General features: G+C 68.5%; 17 protein-coding genes. 4 read left to right on the top strand and 13 right to left on the bottom strand.

Going from position 1 to position 18,046, the window contains the following annotated elements:
* Positions 1-52 precede the first annotated feature (52 nt).
* Positions 53-1,696, bottom strand: a complete 1,644-nt coding sequence (locus NFU08_RS04375; RefSeq protein WP_251420999.1) for a response regulator transcription factor — start codon at positions 1,694-1,696, stop codon at positions 53-55.
* Positions 1,697-1,802: 106 nt separating this feature from the next.
* Positions 1,803-3,323, bottom strand: coding sequence for an ATP-dependent DNA ligase (locus tag NFU08_RS04370; RefSeq protein WP_251420997.1), 1,521 nt, complete (start codon positions 3,321-3,323; stop codon positions 1,803-1,805).
* A gap of 80 nt (positions 3,324-3,403) precedes the next feature.
* Between NFU08_RS04370 and NFU08_RS04365 the strand changes: the two genes are divergently transcribed.
* The gene (locus tag NFU08_RS04365; protein ID WP_174176555.1) at positions 3,404-4,006 is read left to right on the top strand and encodes a dihydrofolate reductase family protein; all 603 of its coding nucleotides are present in this window, start codon (positions 3,404-3,406) and stop codon (positions 4,004-4,006) included.
* 85 nt (positions 4,007-4,091) lie between these two features.
* Here NFU08_RS04365 and groL read toward each other — a convergent pair whose 3' ends face one another.
* Both groL and groES read right to left on the bottom strand, forming a co-directional pair.
* A complete protein-coding gene (groL, locus tag NFU08_RS04360; RefSeq protein ID WP_251420995.1) occupies positions 4,092-5,702 on the bottom strand; it encodes a chaperonin GroEL in 1,611 nt (536 codons plus the stop codon).
* A gap of 77 nt (positions 5,703-5,779) precedes the next feature.
* Positions 5,780-6,073, bottom strand: a complete 294-nt coding sequence (gene groES, locus NFU08_RS04355) for a co-chaperone GroES (protein WP_003805290.1) — start codon at positions 6,071-6,073, stop codon at positions 5,780-5,782.
* 228 nt (positions 6,074-6,301) lie between these two features.
* On the opposite strand from groES, the gene NFU08_RS04350 reads away from it, so the two are divergent.
* Positions 6,302-7,234: a DMT family transporter gene (locus tag NFU08_RS04350; protein WP_251420992.1), complete on the top strand. Its 933-nt coding sequence runs from the start codon at positions 6,302-6,304 to the stop codon at positions 7,232-7,234.
* On the opposite strand, the gene NFU08_RS04345 is transcribed toward NFU08_RS04350, so the two are convergent.
* On the bottom strand, positions 7,162-7,533 hold the full coding sequence (locus NFU08_RS04345; RefSeq protein ID WP_251420990.1) for a hypothetical protein: 372 nt from the start codon (positions 7,531-7,533) through the stop codon (positions 7,162-7,164). The two genes, NFU08_RS04350 and NFU08_RS04345, sit on opposite strands and share 73 nt — an antisense overlap.
* A gap of 54 nt (positions 7,534-7,587) precedes the next feature.
* Here NFU08_RS04345 and NFU08_RS04340 point away from each other — a divergent pair, with 54 nt between their 5' ends.
* Positions 7,588-8,838, top strand: a complete 1,251-nt coding sequence (locus NFU08_RS04340) for a class I SAM-dependent methyltransferase (RefSeq protein ID WP_251420989.1) — start codon at positions 7,588-7,590, stop codon at positions 8,836-8,838.
* A gap of 3 nt (positions 8,839-8,841) precedes the next feature.
* Here the strand turns inward: NFU08_RS04340 and NFU08_RS04335 are convergent, their stop codons facing one another.
* Together NFU08_RS04335 and NFU08_RS04330 are read right to left on the bottom strand one after the other, a co-directional pair.
* Positions 8,842-9,660 (bottom strand): shikimate 5-dehydrogenase, encoded by an 819-nt coding sequence (locus NFU08_RS04335; protein ID WP_285835570.1) that lies wholly within the window; start codon positions 9,658-9,660, stop codon positions 8,842-8,844.
* A gap of 85 nt (positions 9,661-9,745) precedes the next feature.
* On the bottom strand, positions 9,746-11,173 hold the full coding sequence (locus NFU08_RS04330; RefSeq protein ID WP_251421221.1) for a glycoside hydrolase family 3 N-terminal domain-containing protein: 1,428 nt from the start codon (positions 11,171-11,173) through the stop codon (positions 9,746-9,748).
* 377 nt (positions 11,174-11,550) lie between these two features.
* Between NFU08_RS04330 and NFU08_RS04325 the strand changes: the two genes are divergently transcribed.
* Entirely contained in the window at positions 11,551-12,702 is a 1,152-nt protein-coding gene (locus tag NFU08_RS04325; protein ID WP_104185129.1) for a glutamate--cysteine ligase, read from the top strand.
* A gap of 111 nt (positions 12,703-12,813) precedes the next feature.
* Here the strand turns inward: NFU08_RS04325 and tsaD are convergent, their stop codons facing one another.
* From tsaD to NFU08_RS04295, 6 genes are all read right to left on the bottom strand, one after another.
* Complete coding sequence (gene tsaD, locus NFU08_RS04320; RefSeq protein WP_251420987.1) at positions 12,814-13,917, bottom strand: tRNA (adenosine(37)-N6)-threonylcarbamoyltransferase complex transferase subunit TsaD; 1,104 nt, start codon at positions 13,915-13,917, stop codon at positions 12,814-12,816.
* On the bottom strand, positions 13,914-14,420 hold the full coding sequence (gene rimI, locus NFU08_RS04315) for a ribosomal protein S18-alanine N-acetyltransferase (protein ID WP_246256048.1): 507 nt from the start codon (positions 14,418-14,420) through the stop codon (positions 13,914-13,916). Before rimI ends, tsaD begins: the two co-directional genes overlap by 4 nt.
* A 44-nt stretch (positions 14,421-14,464) precedes the next feature.
* Positions 14,465-15,136 (bottom strand): tRNA (adenosine(37)-N6)-threonylcarbamoyltransferase complex dimerization subunit type 1 TsaB, encoded by a 672-nt coding sequence (gene tsaB / locus NFU08_RS04310; protein ID WP_174176567.1) that lies wholly within the window; start codon positions 15,134-15,136, stop codon positions 14,465-14,467.
* Positions 15,136-15,678, bottom strand: coding sequence for a tRNA (adenosine(37)-N6)-threonylcarbamoyltransferase complex ATPase subunit type 1 TsaE (gene tsaE / locus NFU08_RS04305; protein WP_251421219.1), 543 nt, complete (start codon positions 15,676-15,678; stop codon positions 15,136-15,138). Before tsaE ends, tsaB begins: the two co-directional genes overlap by 1 nt.
* Before the next feature lie 35 nt (positions 15,679-15,713).
* Positions 15,714-16,934 carry an alanine racemase gene (alr, locus tag NFU08_RS04300; protein WP_174176569.1) on the bottom strand — a complete coding sequence of 407 codons (1,221 nt, stop codon included), beginning with the start codon at positions 16,932-16,934 and terminating at the stop codon, positions 15,714-15,716.
* A 40-nt stretch (positions 16,935-16,974) separates the two neighbouring features.
* A partial coding sequence (locus tag NFU08_RS04295; RefSeq protein WP_251420984.1) for a carbohydrate kinase family protein occupies positions 16,975-18,046 on the bottom strand: 1,072 nt, incomplete at its 5' end.

Raw genomic sequence — 18,046 nt, 5'->3', positions numbered from 1 at the left:
CAAATTACGTAACCCGTTGCGGACGGGTCGTGGGTATTTATCTGCAGGCGGCCTATCCGGCCAGCCCGTGCTCATAGGCGTAGCTGGTGGCGGCCGCCCTGGAGGACAGGCCCAGCTTGAGGAAGATGTTGCTGATGTGGCGGGCCACGGTCTTTTCACTGAGGTAGAGTTCTGCCGCTATGGCGCGGTTTCCTCTTCCTGACGCCACCAGCCGGAGCACTTCATTTTCCCTCGGGGTTAACGGTCCGGCGGTGCCCGCCCCTTCGCCGACGCCAGCCCGCATCAGGGAGGCCGCCCAGGCGGCGGCGGGTGCTGCCCCCAGTTCCAGGAATCCCGCGTGGGCCGCTTCGAAGTCCATCAGCGCCGAAGCCTCATCTCCGAGGTCCCGGCACGCACTCCCGATCAGCGCCCGGCAGCGGGCTGCCTCGTACGGAACTCCCAGCTTCTGCCACAGCCTCCACGCCTGCCGCAGGGACTGCGAGGCTCCGGCGGCATCACCGTCGGCCAGCCGGACCGCCCCGTCAGCCTGGCCGGCGACGGCTTGGAGCATGGGTTTGGGGTACTCCCCGGCAATGGTTTCCAATTCGTCAGCACCCCGCCGCGCGGCCCCGGGATCACCCGCGGCCAGTTCGATTTCGACCAGCGCCGGCAGCAAATGGCAGCGGGTAGCCGCATCCGCAACTTCCGCCGCCCTGCGGATCATCGACTGCGCCTGCCGCGCCTCTCCTCGGGCCAGCAGGAGGAGTGCCAGGCCTGGCTGCGGTTCCCACCCGCTCCGGGCAGCCTGCCGGTAGCATTCCTCCGCAGCGTCCAGTTTCCCGGCGAGGCGCTCCACTTCGCCCTGCTGGTAGAAGCCACCAAAAAGTGCCTGGGGATCACCCCGTGCGGCAAGTCCCTGGGCCGCGGCAGCTGCCGTGAGCGCTTCTGCCCAGGCCCCGTGCAGCCGGAAGAGCTCGGCCCGGTGGGACTGGCACTGGCCGCTGAACGCCACCATATCGGGCCGGTCCCTGCACCAGCGGTCCAGCGCCACCGTCCACTGAAGTGCCCTCTCCAGGTCAAAGGCCAGATGGCAATTGCCGATCACCGCACAATAGATGATTCCCGAAGGGACCGGGGACAGCTCCCCCGCGGTGACGGCCACCATGGCTTCATCGAACATCCCCAGGCCCTCCTCCGCGCGTCCCAGCATCAGCGTTGCCTGTCCGGTTCCCAGAAGGGCCAGCGCCGCCAGGTCCCTGTCCTGGAACTTCCGCGCGACGGAGCCCGCTTCGGTGAACAGCTGCAGCGCACCTGCGGCGTCACCGCCGTAGAGTTTGCCCAGCGCGGCGGGAAACAGCAGCAGACCCGCCACCGGACCCGGTTCATCAAGCTCATCCACCAACGTCCTACCCCGGGCAAACCAGCCCGCGCTGCGGGCGGTTTCGCCAAGGTTCAGCAGGTGCATGCCCAGCCACACCGCGCACCGCATCGCACCCGTGATGTCGCCCACCATCAGGTATTCCTCGTGCGCGCGGGTGAGGGTTTCCAGTCCTGCAGCGGTGTTGCCGGTCAGGATTTCGGCCGTTGCCAGCCGCTCAAGGTCGGCCGCGGGGAGTCCGCCGCGCCTGTCCGCGTCGGCGTAACTCCTGGACGCGTCAGTCCAGCGATGTTCCCGGAACGCGGACCGCCCTTCGTCAATGCCCGTTTCAGTTGACACTCCGGCCTCCTCGGACACCCCCGTCCAGGCGTCCTGATAAGGCCGCGCGCTGGACGCTGAAGTACTTAAGCGTCACGGTACGCCCGCAGCCGAACCGGCACAACTGCTAGCGAAGCAGCCCGCGCAGCGTCTGTATAGTGTCCGCTTCCGCGGCCGTCTTGTCCTCGCGGTACCGCTTGACGCGGGCGAACCGGAGCGCAATTCCGCCGGGATAGCGCGTGGACTGCTGCACACCGTCGATGGCGATCTCCACCACGGTGACGGGCTCCATCCAGACCGTGCCGGCCGTACGCCGGACCTCAAGTTCCTGGAACCTCTCCGTCTGCCAGCGCAGCAGCGCATCGGTGAGGCCCTTGAAGGTTTTGCCCACCATGACATAGCCGCCGGGTTTACCGAACTCGCCGGACGGGTCGAGGGCGCCGAGATGCAGGTTGGAAAGCAGCCCTGTGCGGCGGCCCGACCCCCACTCGCAGGCAAGGACCACGAGATCGTAGGTAAGCACCGGCTTGACCTTGATCCAGTTGGAACCGCGCCTGCCGGCGGCGTAGGCCGATCCCACCGCTTTCACCACGACGCCCTCGTGGCCTGCGGCGAGCGCATCGTGTGAGACCCTTTCGGCAACATCCGGGTCCGCAGTGATCTCCCCCGGGATCCGGTGCTCCGGGGCGATGCGCTCCAGCACGCCGATGCGTGTGGACAGCGGTTCGTCGAGGAGGTCGCGCCCGTCGATGTGGAGCACGTCGAAGAACCAGGGATGCAGCACCGTGGTCCGTGCCGCGTCCGCCCCGAACCGGGACATGGTCTCCTGGAACGGCCGGGGGCCGCCGTCCTCGCCGAGGGCAAGGGTCTCGCCGTCCAGGATCACGTCGCGCACCGGCAGCGCGCGCACCACCTCGACCACCTCGGGCAGCCGGTGGGTCACGTCGGCCAGGGTGCGTGTGTAGATGCCCACGTCGTCGCCAGAGCGGTGCACCTGGATGCGGGCGCCGTCGAGCTTGTATTCCACGGATGCCTCGCCCGTCGCCTCAAGCGCGGCGCCGGCGCTGGCCGCGGTGGAGGCAAGCATCGGCTGGACCGGCCGGCCCACGACGAGGCCGACGGCGTCGAGCTGGGCTGCCGTGCCCGTGAGGGCCAGCAGGGCGGTTTCGCCGAGGTCGCCGGAGAGCATCGCTGCGCGGCGTACGGAGTCGACAGTCCGGTCCGAGGCCCGGGCGACGGCATCCGTCAGAATCCCCTCAAGCGCACCGGTGCGCAGTTCCCCGAGCATGACGCCGGCGATGAAGGCCTGCTCGCGTTCGGTGGCTGCAGCCGTGAGCGTCCGGAGGGTCGCGGCGCGCTCCGCCGCAGACCCGGCGCCGCCGGTGGCAAGGAGCCGGTCCAAAGCCGCGTCCAGGTCGGCCACGCTAAGGCGGGGGTCCGCGGCGGGCTCCCCCATGGCCGCGGACATGCCGCGCCAGCCCACCCCCACCCGGCCCTGGCGCGGCTTGGCGGTGAGCAGGCCGACGGCGGTGGCGACCTCCCCGGGCTCCAGCCGGCGCAACAGGTCCGCCAGGGCTTCCACCTTCGCGAGCCGGGAGCGTGTGGATGCGACCTTGTCCGTAGTTTTCACAAGCTCGTCGAGCAGCATGGCATCAGTCTGCCACGCCCGCCTGCCCGGGCAGCGCCGGAGTGCTGGACAGCGTGGGAGCGCTGTCCCAGACTGGACGGGTGGGAATCATCGTCGCGAACCTGTTCCTGACCCTCGACGGCGTCTACCAGGGGCCCGGCGGCCGCGAGGAGGACACCGAAGGCGGTTTTACCTTGGGCGGCTGGCAGTTACCGGTGTCCGATGCCGAAGCCGAGGCAGCCATCGAGGCAGGGATCGGCCACATCGATGCCCTGCTTCTCGGCCGGAAGACCTACGACATCTTCGCGGCCTACTGGCCGAACCAGTCCGATGACATTGGCGGCACGCTCAACCGGGTGCCCAAGTTCGTCGTCTCCAGCACCCTGACTGATCCGACGTGGGAGGGAACGACGGTCCTCCCGGACGCCGCCGCCGCGGGCCGGCTCCGCGACGAGTACAACCAGGTGCACATGTTCGGCAGCGGCGTCCTCATCCGGTCACTCCTTCAGGCAGACGTCCTGGACCGCCTCCACCTGTGGCTCTATCCGGTCACGCTCGGGCAGGGCAAGCGGCTTTTCGACGCCGGGACCGTTCCCGCCACGTTCCGCCTCGCCGAGCCGGCCCGCACCTTTCCAAAGGGCTCGGTGTCCCTGGTCTACGAGCGCGCCGGCGGGGTCCGGACGCAGGACATGCCGGGAGCGTAGTCTCCAAGGCACAAAAAACCGGCCCAGCCGAAGCTGGACCGGTTTTTTGTGCGACGGCTCTGGGCGCGTCGCCGAAGAGCGGACGCTAGTGGCTGTGGCCTGCGTGCTCGTCCTCTTCGGCCGGCTTCTCCACCACCAGGGTCTCGGTGGTGAGAACCAGGGCAGCGATGGAGGCCGCGTTGCGGAGGGCCGCACGGGTGACCTTGACGGGGTCGATGACACCGGCAGCGATCAGGTCCTCATACTCGCCCGACTTGGCGTTGAAACCGCTGTTGGTTTCCAGGTCGGCGACCTTGGAGGTCACAACGTAGCCGTCGAAGCCCGCGTTCTGGGCGATCCAGCGCAGCGGCTGCACCAGTGCGCGGCGGACGATGCCCACGGCAGCGGCGGCGTCGCCTTCGAGTGCCTTGACGGCGGGGTCCTCATCCAGTGCCTTCAGGGCGTGGATCAGGGCGGAACCGCCGCCGGCAACGATGCCCTCTTCAAGGGCAGCGCGGGTGGAGGACACAGCGTCCTCGATGCGGTGCTTCTTTTCCTTCAGCTCAACCTCGGTGGCGGCGCCAACCTTGATGACACCGATGCCGCCGGCCAGCTTGGCCAGGCGCTCCTGGAGCTTTTCACGGTCCCAGTCGGAGTCGGTGCGGGTCAGCTCGGCGCGGAGCTGGGCTACGCGTGCTGCCACGTCTTCGGCCGAACCGGCGCCGTCAACGATGGTGGTGTTGTCCTTGGTGACCGTGATGCGGCGGGCGGTACCCAGCACCTCAAGGCCAACGGTGTCCAGGCTCAGGCCCAGTTCCGGGGAAACAACCTGTGCACCGGTGAGGGTGGCGATGTCCTGCAGCATGGCCTTGCGGCGGTCGCCGAAGCCCGGAGCCTTGACGGCAACAACGTTCAGGGTGCCGCGGATGCGGTTGACGATCAGCGTGGACAGGGCCTCGCCGTCAACGTCTTCGGCGATGATGAAGAGCGGCTTGGAGCTCTGCAGCGCCTTCTCCAGCAGCGGCAGGAAGTCCTGGATGCTGGAGATCTTGCCCTGGTTGATCAGGATAAGGGCGTCCTCAAGGACTGCTTCCTGGCGTTCCGCGTCGGTGACGAAGTACGGGGACAGGTAGCCCTTGTCGAACTGCATGCCCTCGGTCAGGACCAGTTCGGTCTGCGTGGTGGAGGATTCCTCGATGGTGATCACACCATCCTTGCCAACCTTGCCGAAGGCCTCGGCCAGGAGTTCGCCAACCTCGTCGCTCTGGGCGGAGATCGCTGCAACGTTGGCCACCTGGGTGCCTTCAACGGGGCGGGCGTTCTCGAGCAGGCGGGCGGCGACGGCTTCAACGGAAACCTCGATGCCGCGCTTGATCTGGCCGGGGGCGGCGCCTGCCGCTACGTTGCGCAGGCCTTCCTTGACCAGTGCCTGTGCCAGGACGGTTGCCGTGGTGGTGCCGTCACCGGCAACATCGTTGGTCTTGGTGGCCACTTCCTTGGCCAGCTGCGCGCCAAGGTTCTCGTAGGGGTCGTCCAGTTCCACTTCGCGGGCGATGGTGACGCCGTCGTTCGTGATGGTGGGAGCGCCCCACTTCTTGTCCAGGACGACGTTGCGGCCGCGGGGGCCGAGCGTCACCTTGACGGTGTTGGCGAGCTTATCGATGCCGGCTTCAAGAGACCGGCGGGCAGCGTCGTTAAACGCAAGCTGCTTTGCCATGGTTTTGTCCTTTCAAGACAGAACCCCGCACAGCTGACCAGCAGAACGCATGACCAGCGGCACGGGGATCCGGAGAGTTACTTTACGACGATCGCCAGGACGTCGCGGGCGGAGAGCACGAGGTACTCGGTGCCGCCGGTCTTGACTTCGGTTCCGCCGTACTTGGAGTAGATGACGACGTCGCCAACGGCTACGTCGACGGGAACGCGGTTGCCGTCTTCGAAGCGGCCGGGGCCTACTGCAACAACTTCGCCTTCCTGCGGCTTCTCCTGCGCGGAGTCCGGGATCACCAGGCCGGAAGCCGTGGTCTGCTCGGCTTCGAGCGGGCGGACAACAATACGATCCTCAAGAGGCTTAATAGAGACCGACACTCGGACCTCTCCTTCTTCGTCAGCAAATTCGTGGACTGGAAAGCTTCCCACCGTGGCTGGCAAACCGTCGTCGCGGGTGCCGGCAGCAGCCTGGCTGGCAGCTCTTCATGTATTAGCACCCTCCTAGGGAGAGTGCTAATACAGACTGTATGCAAGGGTTAGCACTCGGTCAAGGCGAGTGCCAGAGTTTCGTCATGGGCGGAACACGGGGACGTGTAGATTTGCCGGGTGCGAGCCGCTGTTTACCTGACTCTTGCCACCCTCTTCTGGGCGGGCAACTTTGTTGTGGGCCAGGCTGCCATGCAGACCATGCAGCCGCTCCAGCTGACATTCTGGCGCTGGGCCCTGGCCGCTGTGCCGCTGCTGGTCCTGGCGCAGCTGGTGGAAAAACCGGACTGGCGCGCCGTCCTGCGCCACTGGCCGGTGCTCCTGCTCCTGAGCTGCCTGGGCATGAGCGCCTACACCCTGCTGCTGTACAGCGCGCTGGGGCACACCTCGGCCCTGAACGCTTCCCTGGTGACTGCCGCGAACCCTGCCCTGATCATGGTCCTGGCAGTGCTCCTCCTCCGGGACAGGCCGCGCCCGCTGGGCTGGGCAGGGATCGCGCTGGGCCTCTGCGGAGTGCTGCTGGTGCTCACCGGAGGCGATCTGCAGCGGCTGCTGACCTTCTCGATCAATGCCGGCGAGCTGCTGATCGTCGCGGCCATCACCGTGTGGGGCTTCTACACGATCACAGCCCGCAGGCTCTCCGTTCCGGCGATCACGTCCACCGCGGTGCAGGTGGCCATGGCGGCTGTCGTCCTGGTTCCCTTTGCGGTGGGCACAGGGGCCGGGCTGCCGGCTACAGCCTCCGAGGGCTGGTCGCTGGCCTACATTGTCCTCTTCCCGTCGCTGGGTTCCTACCTGCTGTGGAACCTGGCGCTCAAACGCACCACCGCCGCGAATGCCGGGAACTACCTCAACCTCATCGCCGTGTTTACCGCCATCATCACGGTTGTCCTGGGCCAGCCCGTCACGGTCCCCCAGGTCTTTGGCGGCATCCTGGTTATCTCAGGGGTCCTGCTGACCAGTACCGGCGGCACAGCACCTCAGCGGCCCAGGTCCTCGAAATCGACGTCCTCCCCGCCGTCGCCCTCTTCGGCCGAGTTCCGCCCGCGGTAAAGCGCCACCGCGGCAGCCGCGGCCGTCATGAGCGATACAACCAGGATGAAGATGCTGCCCGCGCGGGCTCCGGCGTACAGCCCGCGGATGTCCTGGGCCTCCTGGGTGTCATCCTGGATGCTGTTGCCACCTACCGAATAGACGGTGGCGTTGAAGGCATCCAGGAAGAAGATGATGACCAGCAGCGCGATGCACACCACGGCAACCACGGCGCTGGCGATCAGTGCCGGGCGGGCGAACCGCGCCAGGCCCCCGGGGTGGTGCTGGCGGGACTGCGGGGAACCTGCACTGTCTTTCATGGCTTCAACACTATCGGCCCGCCGGCATGCTGCTCCTCCACTAGGCTGGAACCCATGGCTCAAGCTCCCCAGGACCAGATTGCACCACTGCTCACCCCGGAAGGCTGGGAGCTTTTGGCGTCCCTGGGCCCTTACCAGGAGGAGAAGTCCTTCGAGCTGAACTCGGCCCTCCGCAAGGCCGGCCACTCCCCCGAACTGGTCTCCGCCGTCCTGACCCAGTCCAGGCTCCGCACCAGGGCGGCCGCGAAGTTTGGCGAGTTTGCCCGGAGCATGCTGTTCACCCAGGCCGGCCTGGAACAGGCAACCCGGCTCAACGTTGCCGCACGCCACGCCCAGCGGTTCGCGGAGGCCGGGATCCGCCACGTTGCAGACCTGGGCTGCGGGCTGGCCGCGGATTCCCTGGCGCTGGCTTCCATGGACATCAACGTCACCGCCGTGGAGATGGATGAGACCACGGCAGCCTGCGCCACCGTCAACCTGATCCCGTTCCCCAACGCCACCGTGGTCCATGCGGACGCCACGGCAGTGCCGCTGGACGGGATCGACGGCGTCTGGCTGGATCCGGCGCGCCGTGTCACTTCCACATCGGGCACCAAGCGGATCTGGGATCCGGAGGCTTTTTCGCCGCCACTGTCCTTCGTTGAGAACCTGGCGGCCTCCGGCCTGGCCGTGGGGGTCAAGATGGGTCCGGGCATGCCGCACGATTCCGTTCCGGCCAACTGCGAAGCGCAGTGGGTCTCCGTGGCCGGGGATGTGACGGAGGTGGCCCTGTGGTTCAACGCAGTGCGCCGGCCGGGAGTCCGCCGGGCCGCACTGGTGCTTGGCGCCCAGGGTGCGGCCGAGCTGACCAGCGGAGAAGACTTCGGCGCCGGTCCTGCCGCTCCGGTGGGCCCGGTGGAGGGCTACCTCTACGAACCCGACGGCGCGGTGATCCGCGCCGGGCTGGTGGCGGACATCGCGCTGCAGCTGGGCGGACACCTGGTGGATGAGCACATCGCCTATGTGTGCGCGCCCGGGCTGGTGGACACACCGTTTGCCCGGGCCTACAAGGTGCTGGAGGTGATGCCCTACAACGTCAAGGCGCTCAAGGCCTGGGTGAAGGAGAACGGCATCGGCGTGCTGGACATCAAGAAGCGCGGCACCGCCGTCACGCCCGAGGAACTCCGCAAGCAGCTGCTCCCCGGGGGAAAGAGCGCAGCCGGCAAGAAAGCCGGAACCAAAACAGCCACCCTGGTCCTGACCCGCATCGGGGAGGACCGGGTGGCCATCGTGGTGGAGCCGGCGCAGGGCACTGCCCGCGAATAACCGCTACTGGGCCCGCATGAACTCCTCAGCGGCACGCACCTGCCCAGCGGTGGGCCGCACGCCGGTGTAAAGCACAAACTGTTCCAGGGCCTGGATGGTGGCAACCTCCGCCCCGGTGATGACCGGCTTTCCCGCGGCCCGCGCGGCCTTGATCAGCGGGGTTTCGGCCGGCAGCGCCACGACGTCGAAAACCACCTGGGCGGCGTCGATGGCCTCCTGCGGGAAGGCGAGCGCGTCAGCTTCCGCCCCTCCTGCCATACCGATAGGGGTCACGTTAATGATCAAGTCCGCCGTCCCGCCGTCGAGCGCTTCCTGCCACCTGAAGCCGTACTGGTCCGCGAGCGCACGCCCGGCAACCTCGTTCCGGGCGATGACCGTGACATCCGCGAAGCCGGCGTCGCGGAGCGCGGCAACGGTGGCCTTGGCCATGCCGCCCGCTCCCTGGACCAGGACCGAATAGCCGGTGGGCACCTTATTGGTGGCCAGGAGCTGCTCGATCGCGGTGTAGTCGGTGTTGTACGCCTTCAAGCGCCCGTCCGTGTTCACGATGGTGTTGACGGAGTCGATGGCCTTGGCCGAGGGGTCCATCTCGTCCACCAGCGCAATCACATCCTCCTTGTACGGCATGGAGATGGCGCAGCCGCGGATGCCCAGGCCGCGGACGCCCGCAATGGCCTGTTCCAGGTTCGTGGGGGCGAACGCCTTGTAGATCCAGTTGAGGTTCAGCTGCTCGTACAAGTGGTTGTGGAAACGGGTCCCGTTGTTGCTGGGCCGCGCCGAGAGTGAGATGCAGAGGGTCATGTCTTTATTGAGAATGGGCACCCGACCATTAAACGGGATTCCCAACCAGGTAGCAGCAGATGTCGGTATCGGGGTCCAAACGGACATCTGCTGCTACCTAGTTGGGTCAGGGGCAGCCGGTTCCCGCCGGGAAATTTCCGACGGCGGCCGGCAGCTTCCCCGGTGCGCCCGCTTTCCCCGCCAGGACAGCGGCGAGGGCATCGAAGGCTCCGTCGCTCCGCCCGTAAAGGGCCACCTTCACCGGCGCCGTCGAGTCCCGCAGCGGCCAGGGGGCATCCAGTGCCACGGCAATGTCTCCTCCCGCACCCCGGCCGCCGTAGCCGATGAGGCTGACCAGGGGTCCGGAGCCCAGGGCCAGGCCGGCCCTGGCCGCGGCCGCCTCGAAGCGTGCCCTGTCCGCCGGCGAGCCGCCGTCCACCTGTACCGCGCCGGGAACCAGCGGGCCGGTGCAGGGTCCGGAGAGCATGGTGACCGCTGACGCGGAAACGTGGGCTGACAGGGCTCCGCCGCTGCCTGCCGGGGCGCCGGCCGCCGCGGCTGTCCTGCCGTGCCAGGCCATCATGGTGGCCACCCGGCGGGCTGCCTCGTCCAGCCGCTCCGGGGGCAGGGCGCCGGAGGCCACAGCCTGGACGATCGCCGCGTGTGCCTGGCCTACGTCGGCGGGCATCAGCAGGAGGTCCGCGCCCGCGGCGAGGGCCATCACCGCGGCGGTGCCGCCGGGGTACTGCTTGGTCACGGCGCCCATGTTCAGGGCATCCGTCACCGCCACGCCCTTGAACCCGAGTCCCCGCAGCGCCGCATAGGCAGGGCCGGAGAGCGACGCCGGGACGCCGGGTTCCAGCGCCGGGACCGCAATGTGCCCGGTCATCACCATCGGAGCTCCGGCGTCGATGGCGGCCCGGAACGGCTTCCAGTCGCGGCCGCCGAGCTCCGCCACGGTGGACGGCTGTGCCGGGAGGTTGTGGTGGGAGTCGACCGTCACAGAGCCGTGCCCCGGAAAGTGCTTCACTGCCGGCAGCACCCCCGCAGCGAGCATTCCCTGCGAGAACGCCACGCCGAGCGAGCCCGCAGCGTCGGGGTCAGCGGACATGGACCTGGCGCCAATGGTGGGATCGCCGGGCCCGATGGTGACATCGGTGCCGGGCGCGAAATCCAGGTTGAACCCGAGGGGCACCAGTTCCGCGGCCAGGCCCTGCCCCGCTTCCCGGGCCAGTGGCACGCTGCCGGCGGCACCGTAGCTCATGGGTGTGGGCCATTCGGTCAGGGGCAGGCCCAGCCGCGCAACCTGGCCGCCTTCCTGGTCCACCGCGATGATCCCGGGCCACGGCCGTCCCCCGGCGGCGGCAGCCAACCGCTGGTTGATGGCAGCCATGCCCTGTACGTCCATCCTGCCCTGCGGATCAAGGGGAACGTTGTCGCCCATGATGATGGACCCGGCAAGGTGCAGCCGCTCGATGGCCGCTGCGTGGGACTCCACATCCTTGCCCTTGAAGAAGGGAAGGAGGACCTGCCCGGCCTTCTCCTCGGTGCTCATCGCCGCTACCGCTGCGGCGGCCACGTCCTGGTCGCGCTGTTCGGGCCCCCAGCCCAGTGGCCGGGTACCCGGATCAGGCGACGGGGAAGGTGTGGCGGACGCCGTCGTCGTACGTGGCGTGGGGGTGGCAAAGGGGGCAGACGGGGCCGACGACGACGGGGCAGGGCCCGGCGCTGCCGTGCAGGACGCCAGGGCTACTGCGGCGGAGGCTGCCGCGATGAAGGGGAGGGATGTGTGAAGACTGTCACGCAGGGGTCGGAACAAGGCCATCAATACGATGCTACCCCTGCACTAGACTTGAACCACCCGTTCGCCTGCCGGCAGGAGACTGTCAGTGACGGCGTGAGCCAGCGGCAAACAGGACAGTTAGGACATGCGTGAAGATCGATTTCGCTACATCAAGGCAGTCAACCCTTGGTGTTGAATGGGAACTCGCGCTGGTGGACGGCCGGACGGGCGAACTGGCATCCGTGGCCAATGAGGTACTCCGCGGCGTCGCGTCCCGCCACCCCGAGCTGAACGAAGACGACGAGCACCCGCACATCAAGCAGGAACTCCTGCTGAACACGGTGGAACTGGTCACGGGCATCTGCGAGACCGCGGCCGAAGCCAAGGAAGACCTCAGCCGTTCGCTGGCCGCCGTGCGCGAAATCACGGACCCCATGGGCGTGGAACTGTTCTGCGCCGGAAGCCACCCGTTCAGCCCGCCGCAGCTGCAGCCGGTCACGGACAAGGCGCGTTACGCAAAACTCATTGACCGCACGCAGTGGTGGGGCCGGCAGATGGTCATCTATGGCGTGCACGTCCATGTGGGGCTGGACCGCCGGGACAAGGTGCTGCCCGTGCTGGACGGCCTGGTCAACTACTTCCCGCACTTCCAGGCGCTCTCCGCGTCCAGCCCGTTCTGGGGCGGCGAGGACACCGGCTACGCGTCCCAGCGGGCCCTGATGTTCCAGCAGCTCCCCACCGCCGGACTGCCCTTCCAGTTCCACTCCTGGGAGGAATACGAGTCCTATGTGCAGGACATGTTCACCACCGGGGTGATCGACACGCTCTCGGAGATCCGCTGGGACATCCGGCCGGTTCCAAACCTGGGCACCATCGAGATGCGGATCTGCGACGGCCTGGCCACCCTGGAGGAGGTGGGCGCCATCGCAGCCCTCACCCAGTGCCTGGTGGACGAGTTCTCCACCACCCTGGACAACGGCGGGACCATTCCCACGATGCCGCCCTGGCATGTCCAGGAAAACAAGTGGCGCGCTGCCCGCTACGGCATGGACGCCATCATCATCCTCGACGCCGCGGGCAAGGAGCAGCTGGTCACCGAGCACCTGCTGGAAACCCTCAACCGGCTCGAGCCCGTGGCCGCGAAGCTTCGCTGCACGGACGAGCTTGCCGACGTCGAGAAGATCATCCGCCGCGGGGCCGGCTACCAGCGCCAGCGCCGCGTGGCAGCCGAACACGGCGGCGACCTCCAGGCCGTGGTGCTGGACCTGGTCAAGCAGATGCGCAACGGCCCCACCGCCTGACCCTGCCCGCCCGAAACGGGGCACATCGGCACGGACACGCCCGCCGCCGTCGTGAATTGCGACGGCGGCGCACCCAAAGTGCCCTGCGACGGTTCGCTGGGCCTCCTGTCCTCAGGCCGGCAGGGACACGGACGTGACCGGCATCGAGGAATCCGGGGCGAAGCGGATGCCGCTGGGTTCCACCCCGGCCATCACCAGCTGGGCACCCAGGGCCGCCACCATGGCGCCGTTGTCCGTGCACAGGTCCAGCGGCGGCACGTGCAGCCTGATCCCTGCCGAGGCGCACCGCTGCCCGGTCAGCTCGCGGAGCCGTGAGTTGGCTGCGACTCCCCCGCCCAGGAGCACGTCCTTGATGCCGTGTTCCCGGCAGGCCAGCACGGCCTTCGAGGAAATGACGTCCACCACGGCTTCCTGGAACGCGGCCGCAATGTCAGCCACCGGAATCTCCTCCCCGCGCGCCTCAAACTGTTCCACGCACCGGGCCACCGCGGTCTTGAGGCCGCTGAAGGACCAGTCGTACCGGTGCCTGCCCGGTTCCCCGGCTGTCCCCATGAACTTGGGCTGGCTCAGGCCACGGGGGAACCGGATGGACTTCGGGTTGCCGGTGCGGGCCACTTTGTCGATGGCCGGCCCGCCCGGGTAGCCGAGGCCCAGGATGCGGGCCACCTTGTCGTAGGCTTCGCCGGCGGCATCGTCGATGGTGGAACCCAGGAGCTGCACGTCCTCGGTGATGCTGTTGATCCTCAGGATTTCGGTGTGGCCGCCGGAAACCAGCAGCGCGCCGAGGTTCTCCGGGAGCTGCGGGGCCGTGCCGTTGTGCCGGCCGCCGCCTGCCCCGTCCAGCAGCCCCACGCCCACGTGGGCCACGAGGTGGTTGATGGCGTACAGCGGCTTGCCGGTGGCCACGGCCAGGGCCTTGGCGGCGCAGACGCCCACCATGAGGGCGCCGGCAAGGCCAGGTCCCGAGGTGACCGCGATGGCGTCCACGTCATCGAGGGCCACGCCGGCGTCGGACAATGCCTGCTCCAGCGTGGGGACGAAGGCGTCCAGGTGCGCGCGGGAGGCGATCTCGGGGATCACGCCGCCGAACCGGACGTGCTCGTCCATGGAGGATGACACGGTGTTGGTCAGCAGCGTGGTTCCGCGCACGATTCCCACGCCGGTCTCGTCGCAGGACGACTCGATGCCCAGCACCAGTGGCTGCGTGCGGTTCATGGCTGGGGTCCTTCCTGGGGATTCGCGGCTTCGGGATTCGCGTTGTGGGGGTTCGGGCCGCTTGCACTCCCGGGCGTGCCGGCCAGCTGGAGGCGCATGATGAGGGCGTCAACCCCGTCGCGGTAATACCGGGGGCGGACGTGGATCTGCTCAAAACCGAACCGGACATACAGCTGCTGCGCCCGCGGGTTGTCCGCCCGGACCTCCAGCAGGACGTCCGCAGCCCGCCTTCGCCGGGCCTCGTCGATGAGGGCGGTGAGCAGCGTGGTGCCGATGCCCCGGCCCTCATATTCGGGGACGACGGCGATGGTCTGGACGTCCGCGATGGGCTCGATGCACATCAGGCCGGCATAGCCCACGATGCCGTCGGTGCCCTGCGCCACAAGGTAGCGGCGGGTTTCCGGCTGGGAGAGTTCGTCGAGGAACATCTGGAGGGGCCAGGCATCCACGGGAAAGAGCCGCTGTTCCAGGGCGCTGACCGCGGGGACATCGTCCAGCGTCATATCGCGGACGGTCACGCCAGCGCCGGGGTGGCCGGGTGTGTGGTTCACAGGGCCCTCTTCCGCGGTCCGGGGACCTGGGCGTCGGACTCCCGGAGGTACAGCGGCGTGGAGTCGAGGAGGCCACTGCCCGCCTCGAGCCTTGCCAGCGCGAACTTTCCCAGGTACAGGGCATCCGGCTGTTCCTGCGCAAAGTCGGGGTGGGCCTTCAGTGCATCAGCGTAAAGACCGGCACCGGCACCGAAGGCGGGCAGGTCCGGGAGGTCGGCGGCGAAGCTGACGTGCGGGCCGTCCTCCAGGACCGGAAGCCGGCCGTCGGCGAGGCTGTAGCGCGCCCAGTAGACCTCTTTGCGGCGCGCGTCCGTCGCCACCAGGAACTCGGGGACGGCCGCGGCGGATTCCGCCACTTCCAGGGCCATGGCGTCCAGGCTGACCAGCCCGTGCAGGGGTTTGCCCCAAACAAAAGCGAGGGTCCGCGCGGTGGCGATTCCGGACCGCAATCCGGTGAACGGTCCGGGACCCACACCCACCACCAGGGCGTCGATGTCGTTTCCGGTCAAGCCGGCGCCTGCGAGCATCTCCTCGATTCCGGGGGCAAGCACCTCGGCGTGGCTCCGGGTGTCCTCGGTGGAGAAGCTGGCCACCACGGAACCCGGTGTTTCAGAGGACACCAGGGCGGCGCTGGCAACGGCGGAAGTGTCAATGGCCAGGATCAGCATCAGCGAGCACCTTCCATGGCGGCACCAAGTTCCGGGGCTTCGGGCCACCGCGGGCCGTAGCCGCGCATCACGATGGTGCGGGGCTCGTCTGCGTCCCCGGTGTCGAAGTCCAGCCCGTCGGAGGGCAGCCCGTCTTCAAGTCCCACCGCACGGTGCAGGTCGATCTCCAGCCTGCTCTCGCTGAGGTGCTCCACCCGGTCCCGGCCCCACTCCACCACCGTCACGGAGGAGTCCATGGTGTTTTCCAGGTCGATGTCGTCAATCTCCGCGGCTGAGTCCAGCCTGTAGGCGTCCACGTGCACCAGGTCCGGGCCGCCGGGCCGCGGCCCGTGCGGCAGGTTGGGGTGGATGCGGACCAGCACGAACGTGGGGGAAATAATGCCTTCCCGGACACCCAGCCCCTCCCCCAGGCCCTGCGTGAACGTGGTCTTCCCGGCACCCAGCTCGCCGCTGAGCACCAGCAGGTCCCCGGCCTGCAGGACCTCCGCGAGGCGGAGGGCCAGCGCATGGGTCTGCTCCGCCGTCGTCGCCGTTAATGTCATTTCCCAGTTAGGCAGGGGAGCCTGGCCGTTGGCGGTCACGAGAGCTTCTCCTGGCTGGATGCGGAGGTCCGGTCCTCTTCGTTGATGAAGCGCCGCGGCACCCGGGGGCTGATCCTGGTGACAATCTCGTAGTTGATGGTCCCGGCGGCGCGCGCCCAGTCATCGGCGGTGGGGCCGCCGTCGGCTCCGTCCCCGAACAGTTCCGCCTCGGCACCCAGCAGGTCCGCACCCGCCCCGCCGATGGCACCAAGGTCGATGACCATCTGGTCCATGGCGATCCGGCCCACCACCGGGTAGGTCCGGCCAGCAACCCGCACGGGCCCGCCGGTGGCGGACCGCGGCACCCCGTCCGCGTACCCCACCGGGATCAGGCCCAGCGTGCTGTCCCCCTGGGTGCGGTAGTGGAGGCCGTAGGAGACGCCCTGCCCGTCCGGTACCTCCTTGCACTGCGACACCAGGGTCCGCAGCGTCATGGCCGGGCGGAGCCCCAGCTCGGCGGAACTCTGGCCGGCGAACGGGGACAGCCCGTAGATGCCCAGGCCAACGCGGACCAGGTCGAAGTGGGTATCGGGCCGGGACAGCGTGGCGGGGGTGTTGGCCAGGTGGCGGACTTCAGGGTCCACGCCGGCGTCCTCCGCCACGGCCAGGACGTCGCGGAACGTGGCCAGCTGCTGGTCGGTCTCGGGACGCTCCGGCTCATCGGCCACGGCGAGGTGGGAGAAGATGCCCACCACGCGCAGCAGGCCCTGGTCCTGGTAGTCCATCGCCTCGCCCACCAGCTGGTCCCAGCTGTCCAGGGCCGCGCCGTTGCGTCCCAGTCCGGTGTCCACTTTCAGGTGGATGCGGGCCGGGCGCTCCTGTTCCCGAGCTGCGGCGACGATGCGGTCCAGTTCCCAGCCGGAGCAGCCAATGTCCACGCCGGCAGCCACGGCGGCGCCGAAGTTGCTTTCCGTGGTGTGCAGCCAGGCCAGCAGCGGCGCGTCAATGCCGGCAGCCCGGAGCGCCAGGGCCTCCGAAATGTGGGCCACCCCCAGCCAGGACGCTCCTGCCTCCAGGGCTGCCCGGGCCACGGGAACGGCGCCGTGCCCGTAGGCATCAGCTTTGACCACGGCCATGACTTTCGCCGGGGATGCGGCAGCGGCGAGGCGGCGCACGTTGTGCCGGATAGCGTCCAGGTCGATCACGGCGGACCGTTCATAGCGGGAGCCGTGTCCCGGGGCAGCACTGAATTCGCCGGTTGTTGCGGGGTAAGTCACCCTAGTGATTCTAGTGCTGGCGCTTCCGGCCGAATAATCGTCAGGCGTCCGAGAGGTGGGCGATGGTGGCTGTGGCCCTGCGCTGCGCGGCGAGCGGCACGTCCAGGATGATGTCGGCCAGGAAACCGAAGCGCCGCAGCCACTGGCTCATCTGCCGCTCCGGCCGTGCGTTGGCGCGCTTCCACCAGTCGGCAATGTCCCCCCATCCGGGGGCCGCCAGGGATCCGCCCACCTCCTGGACCGCCAGCGAGGCGCAGAGGTTCGCAAAGCGGAGCCTGTCCCCCAGCGGCCAGCCGGCCAGGCTGCCAACGATGAACGCGGCGTCGAAACAGTCACCTGCGCCCGTGGGGTCGTAGGCCTTCACCGGAAGCGACGGAACCCATTCCTCCTCCCCCGTCTCGGAGTCCACGGCCATGGCCCCCTGCGCGCCGAGCGTCACCACGGCCACCGGGACACGGTCCGCCAGCGCATACAGGGCAGTCCAGGGATCGTCCTTCCCCGTGAAGGCCATGGCCTCGCGCTGGTTAGGGAGGAAGGCATGGAAGTACTGCAGGTTGTCCAGCCGGGCGGGCGCCCATTCCCCGCTGGGGTCCCAGCCGACATCGCCGAACAGCTTGACCCCCGCGTGGTGCGCTGCCTTCGCCCACGGCTCGATCTCCCTGCCCACTTCCGCGATGCCTGCGAGCGCGGGCGGCGGGTCCCCGATCAGCTCGGAGGATGTGATGGGCGCTGCGTGACCGTGGGTCACCATGGACCGGTCCTTCTCCACGCAGAGGGAGACGGTGACGGGTGAGTGCCAGCCAGGCACTTTCTGCGACAACGAGAGGTCCACGTGCTCCTGGCCGGACAGGATCTTCCAGTTGAAGTCCCCGTAACCGTCGTCGCCGAACGCGGCGGCCAGTCCTGTCTTCAGCCCCAGCCGTGCCGCGGCGATGGCCTGGTTGGCAACCCCGCCGGGGCAGCTGCCCATGCCGTCGCTCCAGATTTCGGTGCCGGGCTCCGGCGCGTGCGGAAGCCCTGTGAAAATGATGTCCTGGAAAACCGTTCCGGCCAGCAGCACGTCGAATCCGGGAGCGGAGGGCGGGCGGACGGCTGCCAGGGGGTCGTAGGGG

The sequence above is a fragment of the Pseudarthrobacter sp. NCCP-2145 genome, from assembly GCF_023708005.1.
Taxonomy (GTDB): domain Bacteria; phylum Actinomycetota; class Actinomycetes; order Actinomycetales; family Micrococcaceae; genus Arthrobacter; species Arthrobacter oxydans.
This window is presented reverse-complemented; position numbering and strand designations above follow the sequence as displayed.

Coding starts and splice junctions, on each gene's coding strand:
- NFU08_RS04370 (WP_251420997.1), bottom strand. CDS start 3,323: ATGCTGCTCGACGAGCTTGTGAAAACTACGGACAAGGTCGCATCCACA.
- groL (WP_251420995.1), bottom strand. CDS start 5,702: ATGGCAAAGCAGCTTGCGTTTAACGACGCTGCCCGCCGGTCTCTTGAA.
- NFU08_RS04345 (WP_251420990.1), bottom strand. CDS start 7,533: ATGAAAGACAGTGCAGGTTCCCCGCAGTCCCGCCAGCACCACCCCGGG.
- NFU08_RS04340 (WP_251420989.1), top strand. CDS start 7,588: ATGGCTCAAGCTCCCCAGGACCAGATTGCACCACTGCTCACCCCGGAA.
- NFU08_RS04330 (WP_251421221.1), bottom strand. CDS start 11,173: ATGAGCACCGAGGAGAAGGCCGGGCAGGTCCTCCTTCCCTTCTTCAAG.
- tsaD (WP_251420987.1), bottom strand. CDS start 13,917: ATGAACCGCACGCAGCCACTGGTGCTGGGCATCGAGTCGTCCTGCGAC.
- rimI (WP_246256048.1), bottom strand. CDS start 14,420: ATGACGCTGGACGATGTCCCCGCGGTCAGCGCCCTGGAACAGCGGCTC.
- tsaB (WP_174176567.1), bottom strand. CDS start 15,136: ATGCTGATCCTGGCCATTGACACTTCCGCCGTTGCCAGCGCCGCCCTG.
- tsaE (WP_251421219.1), bottom strand. CDS start 15,678: ATGACATTAACGGCGACGACGGCGGAGCAGACCCATGCGCTGGCCCTC.